The sequence below is a fragment of the Streptomyces sp. NBC_00299 genome, from assembly GCF_036173045.1.
GTDB classification, from domain to species: domain Bacteria; phylum Actinomycetota; class Actinomycetes; order Streptomycetales; family Streptomycetaceae; genus Streptomyces; species Streptomyces machairae.
In genome coordinates this window covers 8,313,914-8,334,429 of the sequence record NZ_CP108039.1, presented here as the reverse complement: position 1 = coordinate 8,334,429, position 20,516 = coordinate 8,313,914, and the positions used below count along the sequence as shown (strand labels likewise).

Genomic DNA, 20,516 nt, shown 5'->3' with positions numbered 1-20,516 from the left:
GGGTCAGGCGGGCGCGTCCGTCCGGCTGCGCCCGGTCAGATTGACGAGTACGGTCTCGTCCTCACCGATCCGCCCGGCTGCGGCCTCGTTGCGTACCGCGGCGATCGTCGCCGCCGCGGCGTAGCAGACGTCGAGGCCCTCGAGTTCCCGCAGCATCGTCCTGGCCTCGATCAGCTCTTGGCGCGAGGCCGAGACGACGGCTCCCCCGGTCTGTGACGCGATGTCGTACAGATACGGGTAGTACGGGGCGCCGTCCCCCAGCAGGATGGCCGTGGCCAGCCCCTCGGGCCGGTCGATCCGGTCGGCGGCGGTCAGTTCTCGGCGCCCCTCCCGCCAGGCCTTGGCGGCGGGCGCGCACGACTCCTCCTGGACCATGAGGAACCGCGGCATCCGGTCGAGCGCGCCGGTCAGCAGGTACTCGCGCATGGCCTTGTGGGCGGCGAGCAGCCCCATGCCGCTGCTGATGCCCTGGACGACCACGTCGGGCGTGCGGTCCATCTGGTCGAGGGCTTCCAGGTAGGCCAGCTTGAGCCCTTCGCGCCGCGCCCAGTTGAAGAACCCGGCGTCCAGGTGGAGGGACTGCTCGGCGGCGAAGCGGCGGGCCTGCTCGGAGGCGTCGACGTAGGTGCCCGGAACCACGGTGAGCGAGGTCCTGGCGTGGTCGGGTACGTCGTGGTTGGTGACGAAGTCCTCGCCGCAGAAGAAGTGGGCGCGCATCGCGGGGTCCCTGCGGACCGCGCGGGCGAGGGCGGTGGAGCTGTTGCCCGTGCTCGACCCGACGAACTCCTTGACACCGAACTGCCGGAACACGGCCAGGACGACCGAGGCCAGCCGGTCCTTGGTGGTGCCGGTGGGCTGCCGCGACTCGTCCTTCGTCCACAGGCCTGGCACGCCGATGGCGGCGCCGAGTTCCGGTGCCGGCCGACAGGGCGTACGGCAGGTGATGCCGTCGTCCAGGAAGTCCGGCGAGCTCAGCGGAAGGAAGTCGAAGTACGCCCGCTCCGGGGCCTCGTGGTCGCGGCATGCGGCGCCGCGCAGGGTGTAGCGCGGCTCCAGGGCCCCGGAGCAGTTCGGGCACCGGTACACCAGCGCCGGTTCAAGTTCGACGTCGCAGCGCAGGCAGGCGAGTCGATACGTGCCTCCCGCGCCGCCCTGGCTCTTCTCGTCCTCCGGCACTGCGGCGTCCCCCTCGTTCTCGTGGAACCGGATGCAATAGGTGTCGTGCGGCAAGGGTGCGCGGGGGTTAGCCCGCGCGGCCCTCGTCGGCCGAGGCGCCCCGGCCGTGCCAGGAGCGCCACAGCGCCGCGTACGGTCCGTCGGCCGCGACCAGCTCGTCGTGCGAGCCGAGTTCGGCGATCCGGCCGTCTTCCACCACGGCGACGCGGTCGGCGTCGTGTGCGGTCTGCAGGCGGTGGGCGATGGCGATGACGGTGCGGTCGGCCCGTACGGCGGCCATCGCCCGCTCCGCGTGCCGTGCGGTGGTCGGATCCAGCAGCGAGGTGGCCTCGTCGAGGATCAGGGTGTGCGGGTCGGCCAGTTCCACCCGGGCCAGCGAGAGCTGCTGGGCCTGCGCGGGGTCCAGCTCGGTGCCACCGGAGCCGACCTGTGTGTCGAGACCGTCGGGCAGGTCCTTGACCCAGCCGGCGCCGACCACGGCGAGCGCGTCCAGCAGCCGCTGGTCGTCGGCGTCGGGGGCTGCCATGGTCAGGTTGTCGCGGAGGCTTCCGATGAAGACGTGGTGTTCCTGGGTGACCAGGACGACTCGGTTGCCGAGTTCGTCGGCGGCGGCGAGATCCGCGACCGGGACACCGCCGACCTCGACGCTTCCCGTGCGCGGCGCGTCGGCGCCGGACAGGAGCTTGCCCAGAGTGGTCTTGCCCGCGCCGGACGGGCCGACCAGAGCGAGGCGCTCCCCGGGGCGGACGGTGAGGTCCACGTCCTTGAGCACATCGTGGCCGTCCACGTACGCGTAGCGCACTCCGCGCATCTCGATGCGGTCGTCTGCGGGCGCGGGCAGGCCGCTGCGGGGCTCGCCCGCGACCATGCCGATGCCCTTGATACGGGCCATGGCCGCGCCGCTGCGCTGAAGTTGTTCCACCCACATCAGCACGCGGTCGAGCGGTTCGACCAGCTGCCACATGTAGAGGCTGCCGGCGACGACCACGCCCAGGCTGATGGAGCCTTCGAGGTAGGCGTGCCCGCCGACGAACAGGGTCACGGCGACGGGCAGGGAGTGGGCGAACTCCGTGACGGGGAACAGCACGGTCCGCAGGAACAGGGTGCGGCGGGCGGCGCCGTACGCGCGGCCGATGGCCGCGTCGGCGTCCCGGACGCGGCGGCGGCGCAGACCGAACACCTCCACGGTGCGGGCGCCCTCGGCGGTGGCGGCGACGATCTCGGCCACCTCCGAGGCGGCTTCGCCCTCGACGAGGTAGGCGGCCCTGGCCCGGGCGAGGTACCAGCGGGTGACCAGGAGGACGAAGGGCATGCCGACCAGGGCCCACAGGCCGAGCAGGGGGTGCAGCAGGAAGGTGGCGGCAAAGATGAAGAGCAGCTGCATCCCGGCGACGAACACCTCCGGGATGGCGCTGCGCAGCGTGGTGGCGACGGTGCCGACGTCCATCGAGGAGCGGGTCGTCAGATCACCGGTGCCGGCCTGTTCGACCACCCGGGCGGGCAGGGCGAGCGCCCGGTCCACGACCTCCTCCCGGAGCCGTGCGAGGGCGCGCTCGCCGAACCGGTGGGAGTGGTTGAGGGCGAACCGGGTGAGCACCAGCTGGGCGACGGCGCAGACGAATACGCCGAGGGCGAGCCGGTCGACGGAGGACATGGTGGCGTCGCCGGCCTCGACGCGGGTGACGATCCGGCCGAGCAGCCATGGCCCGGCGAGTCCGGCCGCGGCAGCGAGACCGGCGAGCAGGACGACGAGGGTCATGGACCGCCAGTCCGCCTTGATCAGTTCCACGCCGGCCCGGCGTACGGTCGCGCGGTCCGCGACCGGAAGCCGCCATGGCTCGTTCGGGCGGCTCATCGGCTGGTTCCTTCCTGGAGGGCCGTCGTGTGCACGGCCGGGACACTCTCGTCGCTGCCCCGGAGCACGAGGTCCCGGTAGCCCGGGTGGGTGGCGAGCAGGTCCCCGTGGGTGCCGACGGCGACGACCGCGCCGTCCACCAGGTACGACACCTGGGCGGCCCGGTCGAGGATGAGAGGTGAGGTGCTGACCACCAGGGTGGTGCGGCCCCGCCGGGCCTCGAGGACGCGCTGGGCCACGGTGGCCTCGGTGTGCGCGTCGAGCGCCGACGTCGGTTCGACCAGCAGCAGCACGTCGGGGTCGGCGAGGAGGGCCCGCACCAGGCGCACGCGCTGGCGCTGTCCGCCGGAGACGTTGCGGCCCTGGGCTTCCAGCCGTGTGTCGAGGCCGTCGGGCAGGGCCTCCACGATGTCCTCGGCCACGGCGGCCCGCAAGGCCGCGTCGAGTTCGCCCGCCGCGTGGTCGTCGCGGACGGAGACAGCCGAACGCAGGGCCCCGGCGAAGAGGTGGGCGTCGTTGTCGGCTACGAGGACGCGGCGCCGCACTTCGGCCAGTTCGAGGTCGCAGAGCCGCACTCCGCCCCAGGTCGCGTCGGAGTCGGTGTAGCGGGCGAGCCGGTCAACGACGGCGCGGGCCTCGTCGAGGCGGGCGGAGACCAGGGCAGTCATCCGGCCGGGCTCCAGGGTCAGCCCGGAATCCGGGTCGCACAGGGCGGCGGGTCCGGCCGGGGCGGCCGCCGGGCTCGCCCCGTCCTCCACGTCCGGCTCAAGCTTCAGGATGTCGATCACCCGTCGGGCGGCGACGAGGCCGCGGGGCAGGTCGTCGGCGCCCTCGATGAAGAACGACACGGGCACCAGGAGAGCGGCGACGTAGCCGTACACGGCGACCATCTCACCCACGGTGATCGTTCCGCTGGCGGCCATCCTGGCGCTGATCCAGGTGACGACGGCCAGGAAGATCACCGGCAGGCCGGCGCCGATGGCCTGGACCCAGCTGGTGAACGAGGCGACCCGGTAGCCGTCGGTGAGGAGGGCCTGCGACCGCTGCCGGTACCGCTTGCCGAAGGCGGCCTTGCCACCGATGCCGCACAGCACGCCGAGGCCGGAGACGATGTCGCCGGCGCGGGCCGTCAGCTCGCCCTGCCGTTCGCGGTAGGTGCCCTCGGCGCCGTGCAGTTTGCCGAGGAGGGGACCGACCGCGAGGGCGAGCAGCGGGACGCCCAGCAGGACCACACCGGCCAGGACGGCGGAGATGGTGAACAGCAGGACGGCGGTGGCCGCGTAGGCGATGACCGCGCCGACGCCGGGCCCGGTGATGGTGAGCGTCACGGCGATGCGCCCCATGTCGCCCGCCTGGAGGTGGGTGAGCTCGCCGACGGAGACCTTGCGCGGCAGGGTGGCGCCGAGCCGGGTGACCTGCCGGACGACGACCTGCGCCGTGCGGTAGGCCGCGTCCGTGCGGATGAGGGTCATGGTGCGGTGCCGCAGGATGCCGAGGGTGGCGATGGCCGCGCCGGTGACCAGGATGATCACGACCCAGAACGTCAGTGTGTCCGTGTCGCGCTGCCGGAGGCCGTCGTCGATGGCCTGGGCCATGAAGTACGGCGGCAGCATCAGCGCGCACATCCACAGGGAGCCCCACAGGGCGCCGAGCAGGATCCGGCCGCGCTGCATCCGGACCAGCCACCACAGGTAGCGGGCCGGACTGCGCAGGTCCGGCGTGCCGGGTTCGGTGTAGGGGACCCGGCGCTCGCGAGTGGGCAGGTCCGATCCTTCGGTCATCTAGGCCGTCCTTGTACAGGGGGGTTCATCGACGTGGGCCTTGGCTTCGGACCGCGGCGCGGCGGGCGCGATCACGGTGGGAGGCACGAGCGCGGCGCGACGGGGCCGGGCGGCGGGGCACTGCGCAAGAGCGGCCTCGGACGGCCTGGAACGCTGCCACCGGGTGGGATCCGGCCCACCGGTACCGCCGGTGTCCTGTCCGGTTCACCGGCCGGCTCGGCCCTGGTGGGCACATGTCAGCAGCGTGCTGGCCATACTCTTAGAGCTTCCCCGGCGTGTCAAGAGATCGTGATCTTGGGGTGGTTGCGGGCGGTCCGTCCGCCGCCCGCGGGCGGGGGGGGGCTGGGCCGGGGTTCGCTGCCGGTCCGCGGTCAGGACGCGACGAGGCTCTTGTTGACGTCGTCCCGGAAGTCCAGCCAGTCCTTCACGGGTGCCGGATCGAAGTTGGGTGACTGCGCCACGAGTTGGATGAGCCGCGTACCAACGTCCACGAGATCCCGGCCGACCTCGTCGGGGCCGCGTCGGAACACCCGGGTCGACCGTTCGATCTCCGCCGGGTCACGGCCGATCTCGGCACACCATGCGTCGAGGACGCTGTGCTTGTGCGCCAGTTGGCCGGGGTCGCCGAAGCCGTGCCAGATGTCGGCGTACCGGGCGGCCAGACGCAGGGTCCTGCGCTCTCCGTTGCCGCCGACGAGGACGGGGATCTTCCGTGTGGGCGCGGGGTTGAGCCGCTGCCAGCGCCGTTCGATCCGCTCCAGTCCCTCGCTCAGGGCCGTGAGCCTGCTGCCCGGCGTCCCGAACTCGTAGCCGTACTCGTCGTAGTCCTTCTCGTTCCAGCCGGCGCCGATGCCGAGGATGAGGCGCCCGTCGCTGATGTGGTCGACCGTGCGGGCCATGTCCGCGAGCAGGTCGGGGTTCCGGTACGAGTTGCAGCTCACCAGGGGGCCGAACTCGACGCGGGAGGTCGCCTCGGCCCAGGCGCCCAGCATGGTCCAGCACTCGTAGTGCTCGCCGTCGGCGGGGCCGTAGACGGGGAAGAAGTGGTCCCAGTTGAACAGGATGTCCACGCCGAGTTCCTCGTACTGGGCGACGGCGCGGCGGATCTCGGCGTAGGAGCAGTACTGCGGCTGGATCTGCACGCCGACGCGGACGGGCCGGGCGGCGGAAGGGGGGTAGGACATGGGCTTCTCTCTTCGAAATCGCCGTTTAGGTGGGCCGGTCACGGGTTGCCTGGCGGCGGGACCTCCAGATGCCGTGCCATCTTCATGAGCAGTTCGTCCTCGGCGTCCCGGAGGAAGAAGTGGTCCCCGTCGATCTCCTCGATCGTCATGGGTCCGCCGCTGTACGCGCTCCACGGTTGCGTGACGTCCCGTCCGGCGTCCTCGTCCCCGCGCCCGTAGAACACGGAGACGGGGCAGTCGAGCGGTTCGGCCGGGGGCGCCTTGTAGTGGTCGAGGATGGTGTAGTCGGCCCGGAGGATCGGGATGTACAGCTCCATCAGCTCCTCGTTCTCGAGGAGCTCCTCGGGGGTGCCGCGAAGTCGCCGCAGCCGCTGGGTGAACTCCTCGTCCGAGAGGTCGTGCGTGGTCTCGGCGGGCGTGGCCAGATGGGGTGCCGGGCAGCCCGAGACCAGCAGGCGCCGGGGCGGCGGGAACCCCAGCGCATTCAGGTGGCGGACGAGTTCGAAGGCGAGGATGCCCCCGAAGCTGTGTCCGAAGACGGCGTAGGGGGCGTGGTGCGCCTCCTCCATCGTCCCGGCGAGGTCGTCCAGCAGGGGCTCCAGCTCGGACTTGGCGTGCTCGGGCCAGCGGGCGCCGCGTCCCGGCAGTTCCAGCGGGGTGACGGCCACCGACGACGGCAGCCGGGTCTTCCACGGTTCGTACATGCGGGCGGAACTGCCGGCGTACGGCAGGCAGTACAGGTTCAGGGCGGGTGCGCCGGCCTCCTCCGGGTGTGCGGGACGCGGCTGCCGGGGCGGTCGCAGGCCGAGGAGGCCGCGGACGGTGGGGTGGTCGTGGATGTGGCGCAGGGGCACCCGGTGGCCGAGCGCCTCGGTCAGACGGCGCTGAAGTTGCACCGCGAGGAGGGAGTTGCCTCCGGCCTCGAAGAAGTCCTCGTCGTCCGAGGCGGGGTCGGACTCCAGCGTCTCGCGCCAGGCCCGCACGACGGCTTCGCGGCGTGCTTCGACTTCCGTGTTCATAAAGGCACTTTCCGGTTACGAGGGACTCGGCCGGGCTTCGGCGGGAGCCCGGGTCGTGGCACGGGCCTGGTGCCCGCCCGTCACAGCCGGGGCGCTACGGGCAGGACCACCCGCGACGGGTGGCCGGGGCCCCGGTGGACCCGCACGACCGGCACGGGATCCCGCCGGGGCACCTGGGCGTTGTCGCGGTCGCAGCAGGTGACGCTGATCCGCAGCCGGCGGCCGGCCACGAAGACGTTCGACGTGGGGTGCATGTCGGCGACGAGTTCCACCGGTTCGCCGGGGAGCGGTGCGACCGAGTCCGCCGTGCCCGGGTGGTAGGGCAGCCCCATGCCGTCGTACGGGGGTGTGCCCAGGCCGCGGTGGGAGGCGCGGATCACCGCCTCGCTCACGTAGTGGGAGTCGCCCTTCTCGTCCACCTCCTCCAGGTAGACGAAGAACTCGCCGTCCGGGTGGGTGGAGGTGACCCACAGGTGGACCAGGGGATGGCCGGTGACCTCCAAGTCCTCGGTCAGCACCTGCGAGGTGTAGGTCAGGGCCTTGCGGTCGTTCGCCGTGAGGTCGTAGCGGAACCCGCCGCCGTACCCGTCGGACCAGCGCGAGGTCCTTCCGGTGGTGGCGGAGTAGTCGACCTCGTAGGCATCGGCGCCGTCGGCAGGGGCGGCCCCGGTCTCGTCCTCGGGGAGCAGCAGTCCGTCGTTGGCGGAGGAGACGGTACCGGCCGGGCCCTCGTGGAAGTGGAACGCCCGGGGCCGCACATGGGGCGGCGGCCACCGGCTCGCGGTGCGCCACTCGGTGCCGGGCGGTGCGCTCATGGTGAAGTACCGGACGGGCCGTTCGTCGGTGACCCCGTTGTCGATGCCCTTGAGCCAGTGGTCGTACCAGCGCAGGTGTTCACGGGCGATGTCCTCGTCCGACCACTTGTTGTGGCTCCAGGGGCCGATCACGAGGCGCTGGGGGTTGGTCAGGTTGCGGTACCAGAGCGTCGTGTCGCGCACCCAGACGTCGTACCAGCCGGTCAGGTGACACACGGGGACGCCGGAGGCGCTGATGTCCGCGAGTGCGGCGGCCGGGTTGATGTGCTCGTACAGGGCGAGGCCGCTCGCCCGGTCCGTGCTGTCCCGGAACTCCAGGGCCGCGGCCTGCTCGAACACCCGGGCGTTGAGGCGGTGTTCGGCCACCAGCCCGTCGATGTCCGGCTCCCCCGCAGCGGCAACGCCCGCCTCCGTGTCGAGCCTGCGGACGGTCTCGCCCCAGTTGCGGGCGAAGTCGTCCCGGAAGACCCCGCCGGGGCGCAGGAACGCGTAGAGGTCGAACATCGCCATCTGCGGGACGATCGCCGCCAGGTGCGGGGGCGCCGTACCGGCGGCGAGCAGCTGGCTGATCCCCGAGTACGACATCCCGAACATGCCGACGCGCCCGGTGGACCAGGGCTGCTCCGCCAGCCATTCGGTCACCGTGTGGGCGTCCCGGGCCTCCTGGGGGTCGAACTCGACGGGGCGGGTGCCCTCCGACGCGCCGCCGCCCCGGACGTCGACCACGGCGACCACGTAGCCGTGCCGGAGGAGTTCCCTGAGCCAGGGCTGGCTGTCCAGCTTGGTCAGCACTCCTCCGCTGACATGCTCGGCCCGGCGGTAACGCTCGTGGCACCAGACGACCGGCAGGGGTTCCTCGGTCACCACGCCCTCACGTTTGGGGCGGTACAGGTCGGCGGCCAGTCCCACGCCGTCGGTCATGGCGATCCGCACGGTGCTGCGCTCGGCCAGGTCGGCTTCGGCGAGGAAGGCCACGATCTCCGCCCTGCGCGCGACGAGCCTCTCGCGCAGGGCGGGGGTCATCGCGCCGGCCGGGGCGTCGAACCGCAGCTTTCCGTGCTCGGCCCACAGGGCGATGCCCTGCGCGCGCAGGGACAGCAGCAGGTCGACGACGCTTTCGGACACGTGTGGGGTCACAGCTCACCCAGCTCGCGCGCACCGGTCGTGTCGACGGAGGTCTCCCGGGACCCGAGGGTCCAGCGCAGTGTGTCGATCCGGGCTGCGAGTCCCGCGACGGTCGGAGTGTCCACGACGGCGCGCACCGGGATCTCCAGGTCCTGGGATCCACGCAGCCGTTCCACGACGGACAGCAGGGTGAGCGAGTCCCCGCCCAGTTCGAAGAAGGTGGTGTTCACGTCGACCACGTCGCGCTTCAGCACCTCGCTCCACACGGCGGCGACGGCGAGCTCCGTCTCGGTGCTCGGCGGGACCACCACGACCTCGGCCGGGGGCTGGTCGGTGGGCCGGGGCAGCCGGGCCCGGTCCACCTTGCCGGTGGCCGAGGTCGGCATCGTGTCGAGCCGGACGAAGACGGCGGGCTGCATGACCGCGAGCAGCTTGGGCGCCAGGTACGAGCGCAGCTCCGGATCGTCCGGGCCGCCCTGCGGGCCCGGTACGAGATAGGCGACGAGCCGCTCGCCGGGCTCCAGGACCACCACCGCGTTCGCCACGCCGGGGTGGCCGCGCAGCACGGACTCGATCTCCTCCAGCTCGACCCGTACGCCGCGGATCTTGACCTGGTGGTCGGTGCGGCCGAGGAACTCCATCTCGCCGCCCGGCAGCCAGCGCACCGTGTCGCCCGTCCGGTAGAGGCGGCGACCGGGCCTCGCGGGGTCCGGGGCGAAGCGCTCGGCGGTCAGGCCGGGACGGTTGCGGTAGCCGCGGGCCACGCCGTCCCCGCCGACCAGCAGCTCGCCGGGGACGCCGATCGGCTGCTGGTTGCCCCAGCGGTCCACGACGGCGCAGGAGGCGTTGGAGACGAGCTCACCGAGCGGCATGGAGGCGCGGTCCTCCGCGGCATGGCCCATGCGCCCGGCGAGCGCCACACCGGCGGTCTCGGTTGGGCCGTACTCGTTCCAGACGAGGCACTCGGGCGACACGACCTCGCGGATGCGGGCGACCAGGTCTCCGCTCAGGTTCTCGCCGCCCAGGGAGACGTGCCGCAGGGTCGGCAGGGTGACGCCCACGCCGGTGAGCGCCCGCATCTGGGTGGGCGTGAGGTACAGCATGTGAATGTCGTGCTCGTTCACGAACCGGGCCGTGGCCTCGGGGTCCGCGCGCACGTCCAGCGGCAGCATGACCAGACAGGCCCCGCTCGTCAGCGCGTGGAACATCTGCTCCACGGACCAGTCGAAGTGGTACGCGAGGTTGTGCACGACCCGGGTGCCCTCGCCGATGGGCCGGATGTCCTGCGCCCACCGCATCCAGGGGGTCACGGCCGTGTGGGGCAGTCCGACGCCCTTGGGCCTGCCCGTCGTCCCGGAGGTGTACATGAGGTACACGAGCTGTGCCGGGTCCACGGCCGGATCGGGGCGCCGCGCGCCCGGTGTGGCGCCCTCGTCCCCGACGGGCCCCGCCGTCCCCGCGTGCACCACGTCCACGCCGTCGAGCGCGACGCCGGGCAGCTGGGCGTGCAGCTCGGCAGTGGTCACCAGTACGCGCAGCCCGCTGTCCTCGACCAGGTGGGTCATGCGGTCCACGGGGGCGAGCGGGTCGATCGGCACGTAGGCCGCCCCCGCCTTGAGGATGCCGAGGATGCCGGCCAGGAGGTCCACCGAGGGTTTTGCGCAGAGCCCCACGAGGTGGTCCGTGGAGACGCCGCGCTCCATGAGCGCGGCCGCCAGCTGGTCCGCGCGCCGGTCCAGTTCGCGGTAGGTGACCCGGGCGTCGCCGCTCTCGACCGCCACCGCCTCGGGAGTCCTGCGCACCTGCTCCTCGAACATGTGGTGGAGGAAGGTGTCCGTCGGGTACGGACCGCAGCGGGCCCGCGACCAGGACTCGATCTGCCGCCGCTCTTCCTCGGGGAGAACCTGGAGGCCCGAGAGGCGCTTCGTCGGCGCGGCGACCGCGTCGGCGGCGAGCGTGCGGAAGTGGTCGAGGATCCGCCACGCCCTGTCCTCGACGAAGAGGTCGGTGTTGTACTCCAGCGCCACCCGGTAGGTGGTTTCGGTCTCGGTCACCGAGAACACCAGGTCGAACTTGGCGGCGTTGCGGTCCAGGTCGACGTCGGTGACGGTGAGGCCGGGCAGCTGCGGCGACGGCAGCTCCTGCTGGAAGGCGAGCATGACCCGGAACAGCGACTGCAGCCCGGAGCGGTCCGTGGCCACGGCGTTCACCACCCGCTCGAACGGGACGTCCTGGTGCGCGTACGCTCCCAGCGTCCGCTCGCGTACGCCACCGAGCAGTTCCAGCACGGTCGGGTCGCCGGACAGGTCGCAGCGTACGGCGAGGGTGTTCAGGAAGTAGCCGAGCATGCCTTCCAGTTCGGGCAGGTCCCGGTTGGCGCTGGGGGTTCCCACCACGATGTCCGTCTGGCCGCTGTACCGGTGCAGCAGCGCGGCGAGGAGGGTCAGCACAGTCATGAACGGCGTGGCGTCGTTCTGCCGGGCCAGTTCCCGGATGCGGCGCGAGACCGCCCGTGGCAGCTCCACCGCGACGGTCGCGCCCCGGCCGCTGGGGGAGCCCTGCGGGGTGAGGTCCGTGGGCAGGTCGAGCACGGGCAGGGGGCCGCGCAGGCACTCCTTCCAGTACTCGAGTTGCGCGTCGAACGCAGCGTCGCCGACCGTGCGGCGCTGCCAGGCCGCGAAGTCGGCGTACTGCAGGGCCGGCGGTTCGGCCGGCGGGACGGTGCCCTTGGCGGCCGTCGCGTACAGCTCCAGCAGCTCCGCCACCGCGAGCTCGAACGAGTGGATGTCGGTGATGGCGTGGTGCATGTTGACCAGCAGGACGTGCCACTGGTCCTCCAGCCGGTACAGCTCCGCCCTCAGCAGCGGGCCCCGTTCGACGTCGAACGGCCGCTGCGCCGAGGCGCCGATCCGGTCGACGAGGACCTGCTCCCGCAGTTCGTCCGGCTCGCTCTGAAGGTCGACGATCTCCAAGGGCAGTTCCACGGCGGCCTCGACCAACTGGTGGGGTACGCCGCCGACGGCGCGGATGGCGGTGCGGAACGGCTCGTGCCGGTCGACCAGCGTCTGGAGGGCCAGGCGCAGGGCCGCGACGTCGAGGTCTCCCTCGATCTCCACGGCGGCGGGGACGTTGTACCGGGAACTGGGTCCCAGGATGTGCTCTTCCACCCACAGGCGCTGCTGGGCGAAGGAGGCCGGTGCGTGGAAGGTCCCCCCGGTCCGCTCGGTGTACGGCGGTACGGTGACGCCGGTGCTTGGGGCGTCCCCGCGCAGGTCCTCGATCCTGGCGGCCAGTTCGGCGGCCGTCTGGCTCTCGAAGAGCGCGCTGAGCGGGATGCGGATGCCCAGTTCCTCGCGGAGCCGGCCGACCATCCGGGCCCCCTGGAGCGAGTTGCCGCCGAGGGCGAAGAAGTTCGCGCCCGGGGTCGGGCGGTCGATGCGCAGCACGGACGCCCACACGGAGGTCACGACGTCCGTGACGGAAGGGGTGTGCGTGTCGCCCTGCGGGCCGGTTCCGTACTGCGAGGTCATGCCGTTCCAGCCTTTCGGTAGTGCGAGTCCGCGCCGAGCCGGTCGGCGATGTCCGCGAGGACGGCCGAGCGCGCGGAGTGCGGGAAGAAGTGGTCCCCGGGGAACATGCGGCAGTTGGAGGGTCCGGTCGTCACCTCGCCCCACCGGGCCAGCACGTCACTGCCGACGCTGCCGTCCTCGGTGCCGCCGTAGGCCGTGACGGGGCAGGTGAGCAGGGGTTCGGCGCGGTGGACACGGCTTTCGACCACGGCGAGGTCCGCTCGTATGACGGGCAGGAACAGCGCCATCAGCTCCGGGTCGGCGAGCACGGCCTCCGGGGTCGCGCCCCACTCCCTGAGCCGGTCGCAGAGCTCGGCGTCGGACAGGGTGTGCAGGGGCCGTTCCGGTCTGTCCCTGATCTGCGGCGGCACACTGCCGGAGACGAACAGCCGTACCGGCGAGCCGGCTTCGAGCTGCTGCAGCGCCCGGGCCAGCTCCCATGCCACCACGGCGCCCATGCTGTGGCCGAACAGGGCGAACGGCCGGTCCAGCAGCGGGACGACGGCGGGGACCAGCTCGTTGAGCAGGTCGTCCATGTGGTCGAGAGGCGGGGTCATGACCCGGTCCTCCCGGCCGGGCGGCTGGACCGCCCACAGCTCGATGCCGTCGGGCAGCTCGGTCGCCCACGTGCGGTACGCCGAGGCGCCGCCTCCGGCGTGGGGCAGGCACAGCAGCCGCATGCTCGCGTGGGGCCTGTGGACGAACGGCCGGACAAGGGTCGTCATCGGGTGTTCTCGGTCTCCATCTTCAACCGGAGGCTCAGCGGACGCATGTCGGTCCACACCTCGTTGATGTGGGCCAGGCAGGCGTCCTTCGGGCCTTCGTGTCCGGCGTCCTTCCAGCCTTCGGGAATCTCGCGGCCCAGCGGCCAGATCGAGTACTGCTCCTCGTGGTTGACCACCACGACGTAACGGGGTTCTTCCTGTCGCTCGTCCATGGACCTCTTCCTCCTCGAATGAGCGAGTCCGCCGGTCGGGCGGACTCGGTTGCGGACCCTGGCTGCCGGCCCTCAGACGCCCGGAGCCCGGGTGGACCGCAGGGCTCCCAGACGGCGGCCCCTGGGGGCGACGACGCCCGCCCGGCGCGCCCGCCGCATGGGTTCGGCCAGGGCCGCCAATGCGCGGCCCGGGTCGGCCGTCACCTCGCGCAGCACGGCGAGGAAGGCCGTCCGTACCTCCATGGCCTCCGACTCGGTGAGCCGCAGCGAGTTGTAGGTGAGCCGCATGCCCAGACCGTCCTCTCCCGGCTTGCCGTACAGGCAGATGTCGAGTTGCGAGGTCTGGTTGGCGGGCGGCAGGAAGTCGGTGAACTGGAACGCGGTCGAGAACACCGGGTTGCGGCCGTCGCGGGGCGCGCCGTCGGGCGCCACCCGTTCGGCGATCAGCGTGAACGGGTAGCGGCTGTGGGCGTAGGCGCCGACGCTCTTGGCCTGGGCGCGCCGGACCAGTTCATCGAACGTGTCGGTGTCGGAGAGAGTGAGGCGCACCGCGAGCGGGTTGACGAACATGCCCAGCTGATGGCTCATGTTCTTGCTGTCCCGCCCGGAGAACGGCACGCAGATCACCATGTCGTCGTCCGACCCGATGCCCCGCAGCGCCACGGCGTACGCGCTGAGCAGGAGGACGTGCACGGTGACGTCCCACTTCCTGGCGAGCGCCCCGACGGCTTCGGACAGGTCCGGGTCGACCGTGAAGTCCATGGTCTCGTTGGACACCTCGGCGCCGGGCGCGTCGTAGTCACCGATGTGCAGCCGGGGCAGGGGGCCCGCCAGCTCGTCGAGCCAGTAGGCCTCGGCGGCCGGGCGCTCGGGGCCCGCCAGCCATGCGAACCGGCCGCGGATCAGCTCCTCGTACGTCGTTTCCAGCGGCTCCGGCGACGGTTCCTCGTCCCGCGCGAGCGCCTCGTACGTCTCCAGCAGCTCCCGCAGGAAGATCCCGATGCCGGTGCCGTCGGAGATGAGGTGGTGCATGGTGTAGTACACGCAGTGGTGTTCGGGGCCCAGCCGGTAGAGCGCGACGCGCAGCGGCGGGCTGTCCAGGGCGTCGAACGGGGTGGCGCTGTCCGCGCGGATCAGCCGCTCGGCCTCCGCCTCGGGGTCGGGGTGGGCGCTCAGGTCGACCAGCGGGACGTCGAGGTCGAAGGCGGGCAGGACCCGTTGGCGGGGCCCGTCCGCGGTGTCCCGGAACACGAGGCGGAGCGCTTGGTGGCGGTCGATCAGATACGCGACGGCTCTGCGGAAGACGTCGTGGTCGACGGCGCGGCGCACGTGCGTCCACACCGGCAGGTTGAGTTCAGCACGGCCCTCCCCCAACTGGTGCTGCAACCACATGCCGCTCTGGGCGTTCCAGAGGCCGAACCAGCCCGGGTCGGTCTCCTCCCCGGCCGCCTCGTCCGGGACGGGCCCGGTGGGCGCGGTGTCCGGGGCCGTCACCGCGTACGGGGCATCCCCGGGGTCTGTCGCCTGCTCGTCGGCGGTCACATGCCGGGCGAGGTCGGCAACCGTCGGGTGGGCGAACAGGTCGGCGATCGACGTCTTCACGTCGAGGGCCTCCTGCAGGGTGTTGGACAGGCGCAGTGCCAGCAGCGAGTCGCCTCCGAGGTCGAACAGGGTGGCGAACACGTCGATCTCACTGATACCGAACTCGGCGGCCCACAGCCTGCCCAGGGTCTCCTCCATGGGGCTGTACTCGCCGTCCGGCCGGCCCAGCAGTGTCACCTCCGAGACGGGTGCCGAGGGTCCCGCGGCGGCCCGGGTGGCGGCGGTCGCCGCCAGGGCGGCCACGGCCCGCCGGATCGGCTCGCTCAGGCGGATGGGTGAGGCAGCCATGCGCGCCCGCAGCACGGCCGGGTCCAGCACGGCCAGCGCGTCGTGGTTGATCTCCCCCACGATCACCCGCACGTGCTCCGACCGGACGGCCGCGTGGAAGCTCGCCACCGCGTCCTCGATCTCGACGGACCGGAAGAAGCCCTGGTCACGCTGGACGCCGTGGTCGGCGGCCATGCCGGTGCCCAGCCAGTCGGTCCAGTTCAGGGTGATCGTGCGCAGACCCAGCTTGCCGCGCCAGGCCGCGTACGCGTCGAGGAAGAGGTTGGCCGCCGTGTAGTCGCCCTGGCCCGGTGAGCCGAACAGGGCGGTGGTCGAGCTGAACATCACCATCAGTTCGGGCGGGTCGTCGGCGGTGACGTCGTCCAGCACCATCGCGCCCGTGACCTTGGGGGCCAGGGTGGCCCGGTAGACGTCGGGCGACTTGTTCATCAGGAAGCCGTCGCCCGCGGTGCCCGCCGCGTGGATCAGCCAGGTGACGCGGCCGAGGTCGCGGCGGACGTCCGCGACGACGCGGGCCATGTCGTCGTGGTCGCAGACGTCGCCCGGGCGCACGAGGACGCGGGCGCCGTGGGACTCCATCTCCTCGATGAGGCGGATCCGCTCGGCCTGGCCGGCCGGCCCGTCGCGCAGCACGTCGGGCCACTGCTCACGGGGTGGCAGTCCACGCCTGCCGACCAGGGCGATCCTCGCTCCGGGCCGGGCCGCGGCGATGGACCGGGCGATCTCCAGACCGAGTCCGCCGAGGCCGCCGGTGATCAGGTGGACGCCGTCCGGCACGACCGCGAGGTCCTCCGGCTCGGGGCGCAGGTCCGTTTCGACGAGTTCGAGGACGTAACGGCCGCCGGCGCGCAGGGCGGCCTGCCCCGCCGGGTCCGTCCCGAGGATCTCCCGGGCGAGCGCGCCGGGCGGGACGTCGGCGGCCGTGTCGACGCACCGGCAGCCGATGTCGGGGTGCTCCTGGCCGATGACCTTCGCCAGGCCGAACAGCGCGGAGTGGGCGGGCACGAGGTAGGGCTCGTCGCCGGTGACGTCCTCGGCGTACCCGGCGACGACGGTGAGCCGGCGGGGGCCCGCGCTCTGCCCGCCGAGGGTCTGGGCCAGACGCAGCAGGGCCATCACGCCGCTGTCCAGGAGGCGTTCCTGGGCGTGCCGGCCGGGGCTGCCCGCTTCGTCCTCACTCGCCACGAACACGGTCTCCGCCGGCAGCGGTTGCGTCCAGGTGGTCCAGTCGGTGTCGGCACCGGTCACGTCGACGCTCACGCCGGCGTCCCGCAGCTCGGCGACGACGGCCGCGCGCCGGGGCGAGTCGGCTCCGACCACCAGGGCATGGCCGACCGCCCGCCGTGCCGCTCCCCCGTCACCGGTCGCCCCGGTGCCGTCCGTGGGCACCCAGCGCAGGGTGTGGTGCGCTGTGGCCGCGCGGGCGTTCCGGACGGTACGCCCGGGGTCGTTGACCCGCTTGGCGGTGAAGCCCCTGATGTCGAGGACGACGGCGCCGTCGGGGGCGCAGACCAGGACGTCGACCTTGCGGATCTCGTCGCTCTGCGGGAAGTCGGGGTCGGGCTGGATGAAGCTGACGCACCGGGCGGGCATCGGACCGTGCACGGTGAGGTGGTCGTAGGCCAACGGCAGGTAGAAGTCGTGCCCGGACGCGTCGGGGGCCTCGTCGCCCCGGAGCATCGCCCAGCGGTGGAACCCGGTCGCCAGGTCGAGCAGCGCGGGGTGGAGCGCGAAGGCGCCGGTTTCCTCGTGGTGACGCTCCGGCAGGTTCAGGTGGCCGAGCGCGGCCCGCACGCCGACGTCGACCGTGCGCAGGCTGTCCTGCCAGCGGCTGCCGAAGTCCATGACCCGGTGCTCGGCCTGCAGGGTGCCGACGTCCACGGTGGCGAGCCGGCAGCGGGCGGCGAGGGCGGGCAGGTCGGCGCGGCGCGGCGGCCGGGGTCCCGCCGAGAGCCTGCCGCGCACGTGGACGGTCCACCGCCGCCCGTCGGGCGCTGCCGGGTCCTGGCTGACGACCTTGAACTCGGCGCCGTCACCGCTGTCGGAGCGCACGATGGTGTGCGCGACCCGCGGCTGCTCCGCCGTGACCAGCAGAGGGACCTGGAACTCGACGTCTGACAGGACGGTGACCTGCTCGCCGAGGTACTCCGTGCCCGCGGCACGCGCCATCTCCAGGTAGGTGGTGCCCGGCACGATGGCCTCGGACAGCATCTTGTGCTCGCTGAGCACCCAGTGGCGTTCCAGGTCGAAGGACGTGAGGAACACCGCTTCGTCCACCGTCCGCACCAGCAACTCGTCGAGAAGCGGGTGGGGCCCCGGCCTTGCCGGTGACACCGGGGCGGGCTCCAGCCAGTGGCGCGTGCGCTCGAACGGGTAGGTCGGCAGTGCCACACGACGGGGCCGCTCGTCGGCGTGGTAACCGGTCCAGTCGGGGGTGACGCCGTGGAGCCAGAGCAGGCCCAGGGCGCGCTGGGCGGTTTCCAGCGGCCCTCGGCCGTCCTGCCGGTGCGGCAGCGTGGCGGTGACCAGGCGCGGCGGCTGCGCGCCCGCGAGGTTCCGTGCGGCGAGGCTGCGCAGCGTCTGGCCCGGGCCGACCTCCAGGAAGGCCACCTCCGGGTCGGCCGCCAGCACTTCGACGCCCCGCGCGAACTCGACGGTGGCGAGTACGTGGCGGCCCCAGTAGGCGGGGTCGGTGGCCTCGCGAGCGGTGATCCAGTCGCCGGTCACGTTGGAGAGGAACGGCACCGCCGGATCGTGCCGGGGGACCTGGGCGACGGCGCGGGTGAACTCCTCGACCATCGGCGCCATCAACGCGGAGTGGAAGGCGTGGGAGGTGGCGACCGGGCGGGTCACGATCCCCTGCCGCTCCGCGAGGGCGGCGAACGCGGCGACGGCCTCGTCCGGGCCCGACACGACGCAGTCGGACGGGCCGTTGTGCGCCGCGAGGGACAGTCCGGCGGGCAGGAGCCGTTCCACCGTGGCCCGGTCGGAGGCGACGCTGAGCATCGCGCCGCTCGCCTGCCGCTCCATGAGCCTGCCGCGCAGGGCGACCAGCCGGAGCGCGTCGGCCAGTTCGAAGACCCCGGCACGGCAGGCGGCCACGTACTCGCCGAGGCTGTGGCCGATCATGGCCGACGGGGTGACGCCCCAGGAGCTCCAGAGCTCGGCCAGCGCGTGTTCCAGGGTGAAGAGTGCCGGCTGGGCGAGCGCGGTGGTGGCGAGCCGACGGGCCGCTTCCTCGTCGTCCGGCGCGGCGAGCAGCAGCTCGCGGACGTCCGTGCCGAGTTCGGGGCGCAGCAGTTCGGCGCACCGGTCCACGGCCGCGCGGAACACGGACTCCTGCGCGTAGAGCCCGGCCGCCATCCCCGGGTACGCGGAGCCCTGCCCGGTGAAGAGGAACGCCACGGAGGGCGAGGCGGCGTCGGCTGTGCCGGTCGTCACGCTCGCGCCGTCGCGGGTTTCCAGGGCGTGCGCCGCGCTGGGCGCGTCGGGGGCGACGACGACGCGGCGGTGGCGGAACTCCTGCCGGCCCTGCGCCAGGGTGAAGGCGACGTCGGCGAGCGACAGCTCCTCCTGCCGCAGGCGCGCGGCCAGCCGGTCGGTGGCCCGCTCCAGCGCCTGCGGGGTGCGGGCCGACAGGACGAGCAGCTGGGAGGGCCGGGCCGGGCCGGGCGGGGCGGGTTCGGGTGCTTCCTCGAGGACGACGTGGGCGTTGGTGCCGCCGAATCCGAAGGCGCTCACCCCCGCGCGCCGGGGGCCGCCGTCCGGAGTGGTCCAGGGGGCGAGTTCCCGCTGGACGTGGAACGGCGTGCTGGGGAAGTCGATGGCCGGGTTGGCCTTACGGAAGTGGACGGTGGGCGGCAGGGTGCGGTGGCGCAGGGCGAGCGTGGTCTTGAGGAGCCCGGCGATTCCGGCGGCCGCGTCGAGGTGGCCGACGTTCGACTTCACCGAACCGATCGCGCAGAATCCGGTGCGGTCCGAGCCCGTGCCGAAGGCCCTGGTCAGTGCCTCGATCTCGATGGAGTCGCCGATTCTGGTGCCGCTGCCGTGTGCCTCGACGTAGCTGATCTCGTCGGGCTCGACACCGGCGATCTCCAGGGCCTCCAGGACGACCGCGCTCTGCCCGGCCACCCCGGGGGCGGTGAAACTCGCCTTCCCCGAGCCGTCGTTGTTGACGGCGGTGCCCTTGATGACCGCGTACACCGTGTCGTTGGCGCGCAGGGCGTCCTCGAGGCGCTTGAGTACGACGACGCCCGCGCCGTTGTTGAAGACGGTGCCCCGGCTGTCGGCGTCGAAGGGACGGCAGTGCCCGTCGGGGGAGAGAATCCCGCTCTCCTGGTACCGGTACCCCTTGCCCGGCGGGACCTTGAAGGCCGCTCCACCGGCGATGGCCGTGCCGCACTCGTGGTTGAGCAGGCTCTGGCAGGCGAGGTGGACCGCCACCAGGGAGCTGGAGCAGGCGGTGTGGACGGGGACGCTCGGGCCCTGCAGGCCGAGCTTGTAGGAGACGCGTGTGGTCAGGAAGCCCAGTTCGTTTCCGAGCCCCACGTTGGAGGCGCCGATGGCGGCGCCGCTCTCCAGGTTGGCGAAGACGAGCGGGAGGTAGGCGCTGGTCCCCGCGCCCCCGAAGACACCGACACCGTCCCCGATCCGGGCGGGGCTGTAGCCGGAGTGCTCCAGCGCCTCCCAGGCGAGTTCGAGGAAGATCCGGTGCTGCGGGTCCATGATGGTGGCTTCGCGGGGCGTGTACCCGAAGAACTCGGCGTCGAAGAGATCGACGCCCTCCGCCCGGGCCCCGGCCTTCACGTAACCGGGGCGGGAGAACTCCGCCTCGGGAACGCCGGCGGCGAGCAGTTCGGAGTCCTCGAAGAAGGCCACGGACTCGACGCCGTCCCGGAGGTTCGACCAGAACCGCTCCAGGTCGGGTGCTCCCGGGAATCGCCCGGCCATGCCGATGACGGCGATCTCGGTGCCCAGTTCCTGCGAGTCGTCGGGCTCTTCCACGTACTCCCCCAATTCCGTACTACCGCTGTGCGTTCTGACTGACTCTGCCCGCGCGGGATCGCCCGCCGCGGTGACGGGCACGCGGCGGTGTCCGTCATGGTTTCCGGGAGCCGCCCCGGCCGGGCGGGGTGCGCGACAGACGGCGCGGACCGGGCGGGGCG

The 20,516-nt window shown here is 72.5% G+C and carries 10 protein-coding genes; all 10 read right to left on the bottom strand.

Annotation, left to right across the window (positions count from 1 at the left end; genetic code table 11):
* Positions 1-3 precede the first annotated feature (3 nt).
* The 10 genes from OHT51_RS37065 to OHT51_RS37020 all read right to left on the bottom strand — a co-directional run bounded on the left by OHT51_RS37065 (position 4) and on the right by OHT51_RS37020 (position 20,355).
* A complete protein-coding gene (locus tag OHT51_RS37065; protein ID WP_328883264.1) occupies positions 4-1,230 on the bottom strand; it encodes a threonine synthase in 1,227 nt (408 codons plus the stop codon).
* Between the two features lie 13 nt (positions 1,231-1,243).
* A complete protein-coding gene (locus OHT51_RS37060; protein ID WP_328883263.1) occupies positions 1,244-3,031 on the bottom strand; it encodes an ABC transporter ATP-binding protein in 1,788 nt (595 codons plus the stop codon).
* Positions 3,028-4,812, bottom strand: coding sequence for an ABC transporter ATP-binding protein (locus OHT51_RS37055; RefSeq protein WP_328883262.1), 1,785 nt, complete (start codon positions 4,810-4,812; stop codon positions 3,028-3,030). Before OHT51_RS37055 ends, OHT51_RS37060 begins: the two co-directional genes overlap by 4 nt.
* Before the next feature lie 371 nt (positions 4,813-5,183).
* Entirely contained in the window at positions 5,184-5,996 is an 813-nt protein-coding gene (locus OHT51_RS37050; RefSeq protein WP_328883261.1) for an LLM class F420-dependent oxidoreductase, read from the bottom strand.
* 38 nt (positions 5,997-6,034) lie between these two features.
* Complete coding sequence (locus OHT51_RS37045; protein WP_328883260.1) at positions 6,035-7,015, bottom strand: alpha/beta fold hydrolase; 981 nt, start codon at positions 7,013-7,015, stop codon at positions 6,035-6,037.
* Positions 7,016-7,095: 80 nt separating this feature from the next.
* On the bottom strand, positions 7,096-8,955 hold the full coding sequence (locus OHT51_RS37040; protein WP_328883259.1) for a CocE/NonD family hydrolase: 1,860 nt from the start codon (positions 8,953-8,955) through the stop codon (positions 7,096-7,098).
* Between the two features lie 8 nt (positions 8,956-8,963).
* Entirely contained in the window at positions 8,964-12,485 is a 3,522-nt protein-coding gene (locus tag OHT51_RS37035; RefSeq protein WP_328883258.1) for a non-ribosomal peptide synthetase, read from the bottom strand.
* Positions 12,482-13,249 carry a thioesterase II family protein gene (locus OHT51_RS37030; RefSeq protein ID WP_328883257.1) on the bottom strand — a complete coding sequence of 256 codons (768 nt, stop codon included), beginning with the start codon at positions 13,247-13,249 and terminating at the stop codon, positions 12,482-12,484. Before OHT51_RS37030 ends, OHT51_RS37035 begins: the two co-directional genes overlap by 4 nt.
* Complete coding sequence (locus OHT51_RS37025; protein WP_328883256.1) at positions 13,246-13,461, bottom strand: MbtH family protein; 216 nt, start codon at positions 13,459-13,461, stop codon at positions 13,246-13,248. Before OHT51_RS37025 ends, OHT51_RS37030 begins: the two co-directional genes overlap by 4 nt.
* Positions 13,462-13,533: 72 nt before the next feature.
* A complete protein-coding gene (locus OHT51_RS37020; protein ID WP_328883255.1) occupies positions 13,534-20,355 on the bottom strand; it encodes an SDR family NAD(P)-dependent oxidoreductase in 6,822 nt (2,273 codons plus the stop codon).
* Between the last annotated feature and the right edge of the window lie 161 nt (positions 20,356-20,516).

Excerpts from the sequence above, each read along its gene's own strand:
- OHT51_RS37060 (WP_328883263.1), bottom strand. The coding sequence starts at position 3,031 with ATGAGCCGCCCGAACGAGCCATGGCGGCTTCCGGTCGCGGACCGCGCG.
- OHT51_RS37055 (WP_328883262.1), bottom strand. The coding sequence starts at position 4,812 with ATGACCGAAGGATCGGACCTGCCCACTCGCGAGCGCCGGGTCCCCTAC.
- OHT51_RS37050 (WP_328883261.1), bottom strand. The coding sequence starts at position 5,996 with ATGTCCTACCCCCCTTCCGCCGCCCGGCCCGTCCGCGTCGGCGTGCAG.
- OHT51_RS37045 (WP_328883260.1), bottom strand. The coding sequence starts at position 7,015 with ATGAACACGGAAGTCGAAGCACGCCGCGAAGCCGTCGTGCGGGCCTGG.
- OHT51_RS37035 (WP_328883258.1), bottom strand. The coding sequence starts at position 12,485 with ATGACCTCGCAGTACGGAACCGGCCCGCAGGGCGACACGCACACCCCT.
- OHT51_RS37030 (WP_328883257.1), bottom strand. The coding sequence starts at position 13,249 with ATGACGACCCTTGTCCGGCCGTTCGTCCACAGGCCCCACGCGAGCATG.
- OHT51_RS37025 (WP_328883256.1), bottom strand. The coding sequence starts at position 13,461 with ATGGACGAGCGACAGGAAGAACCCCGTTACGTCGTGGTGGTCAACCAC.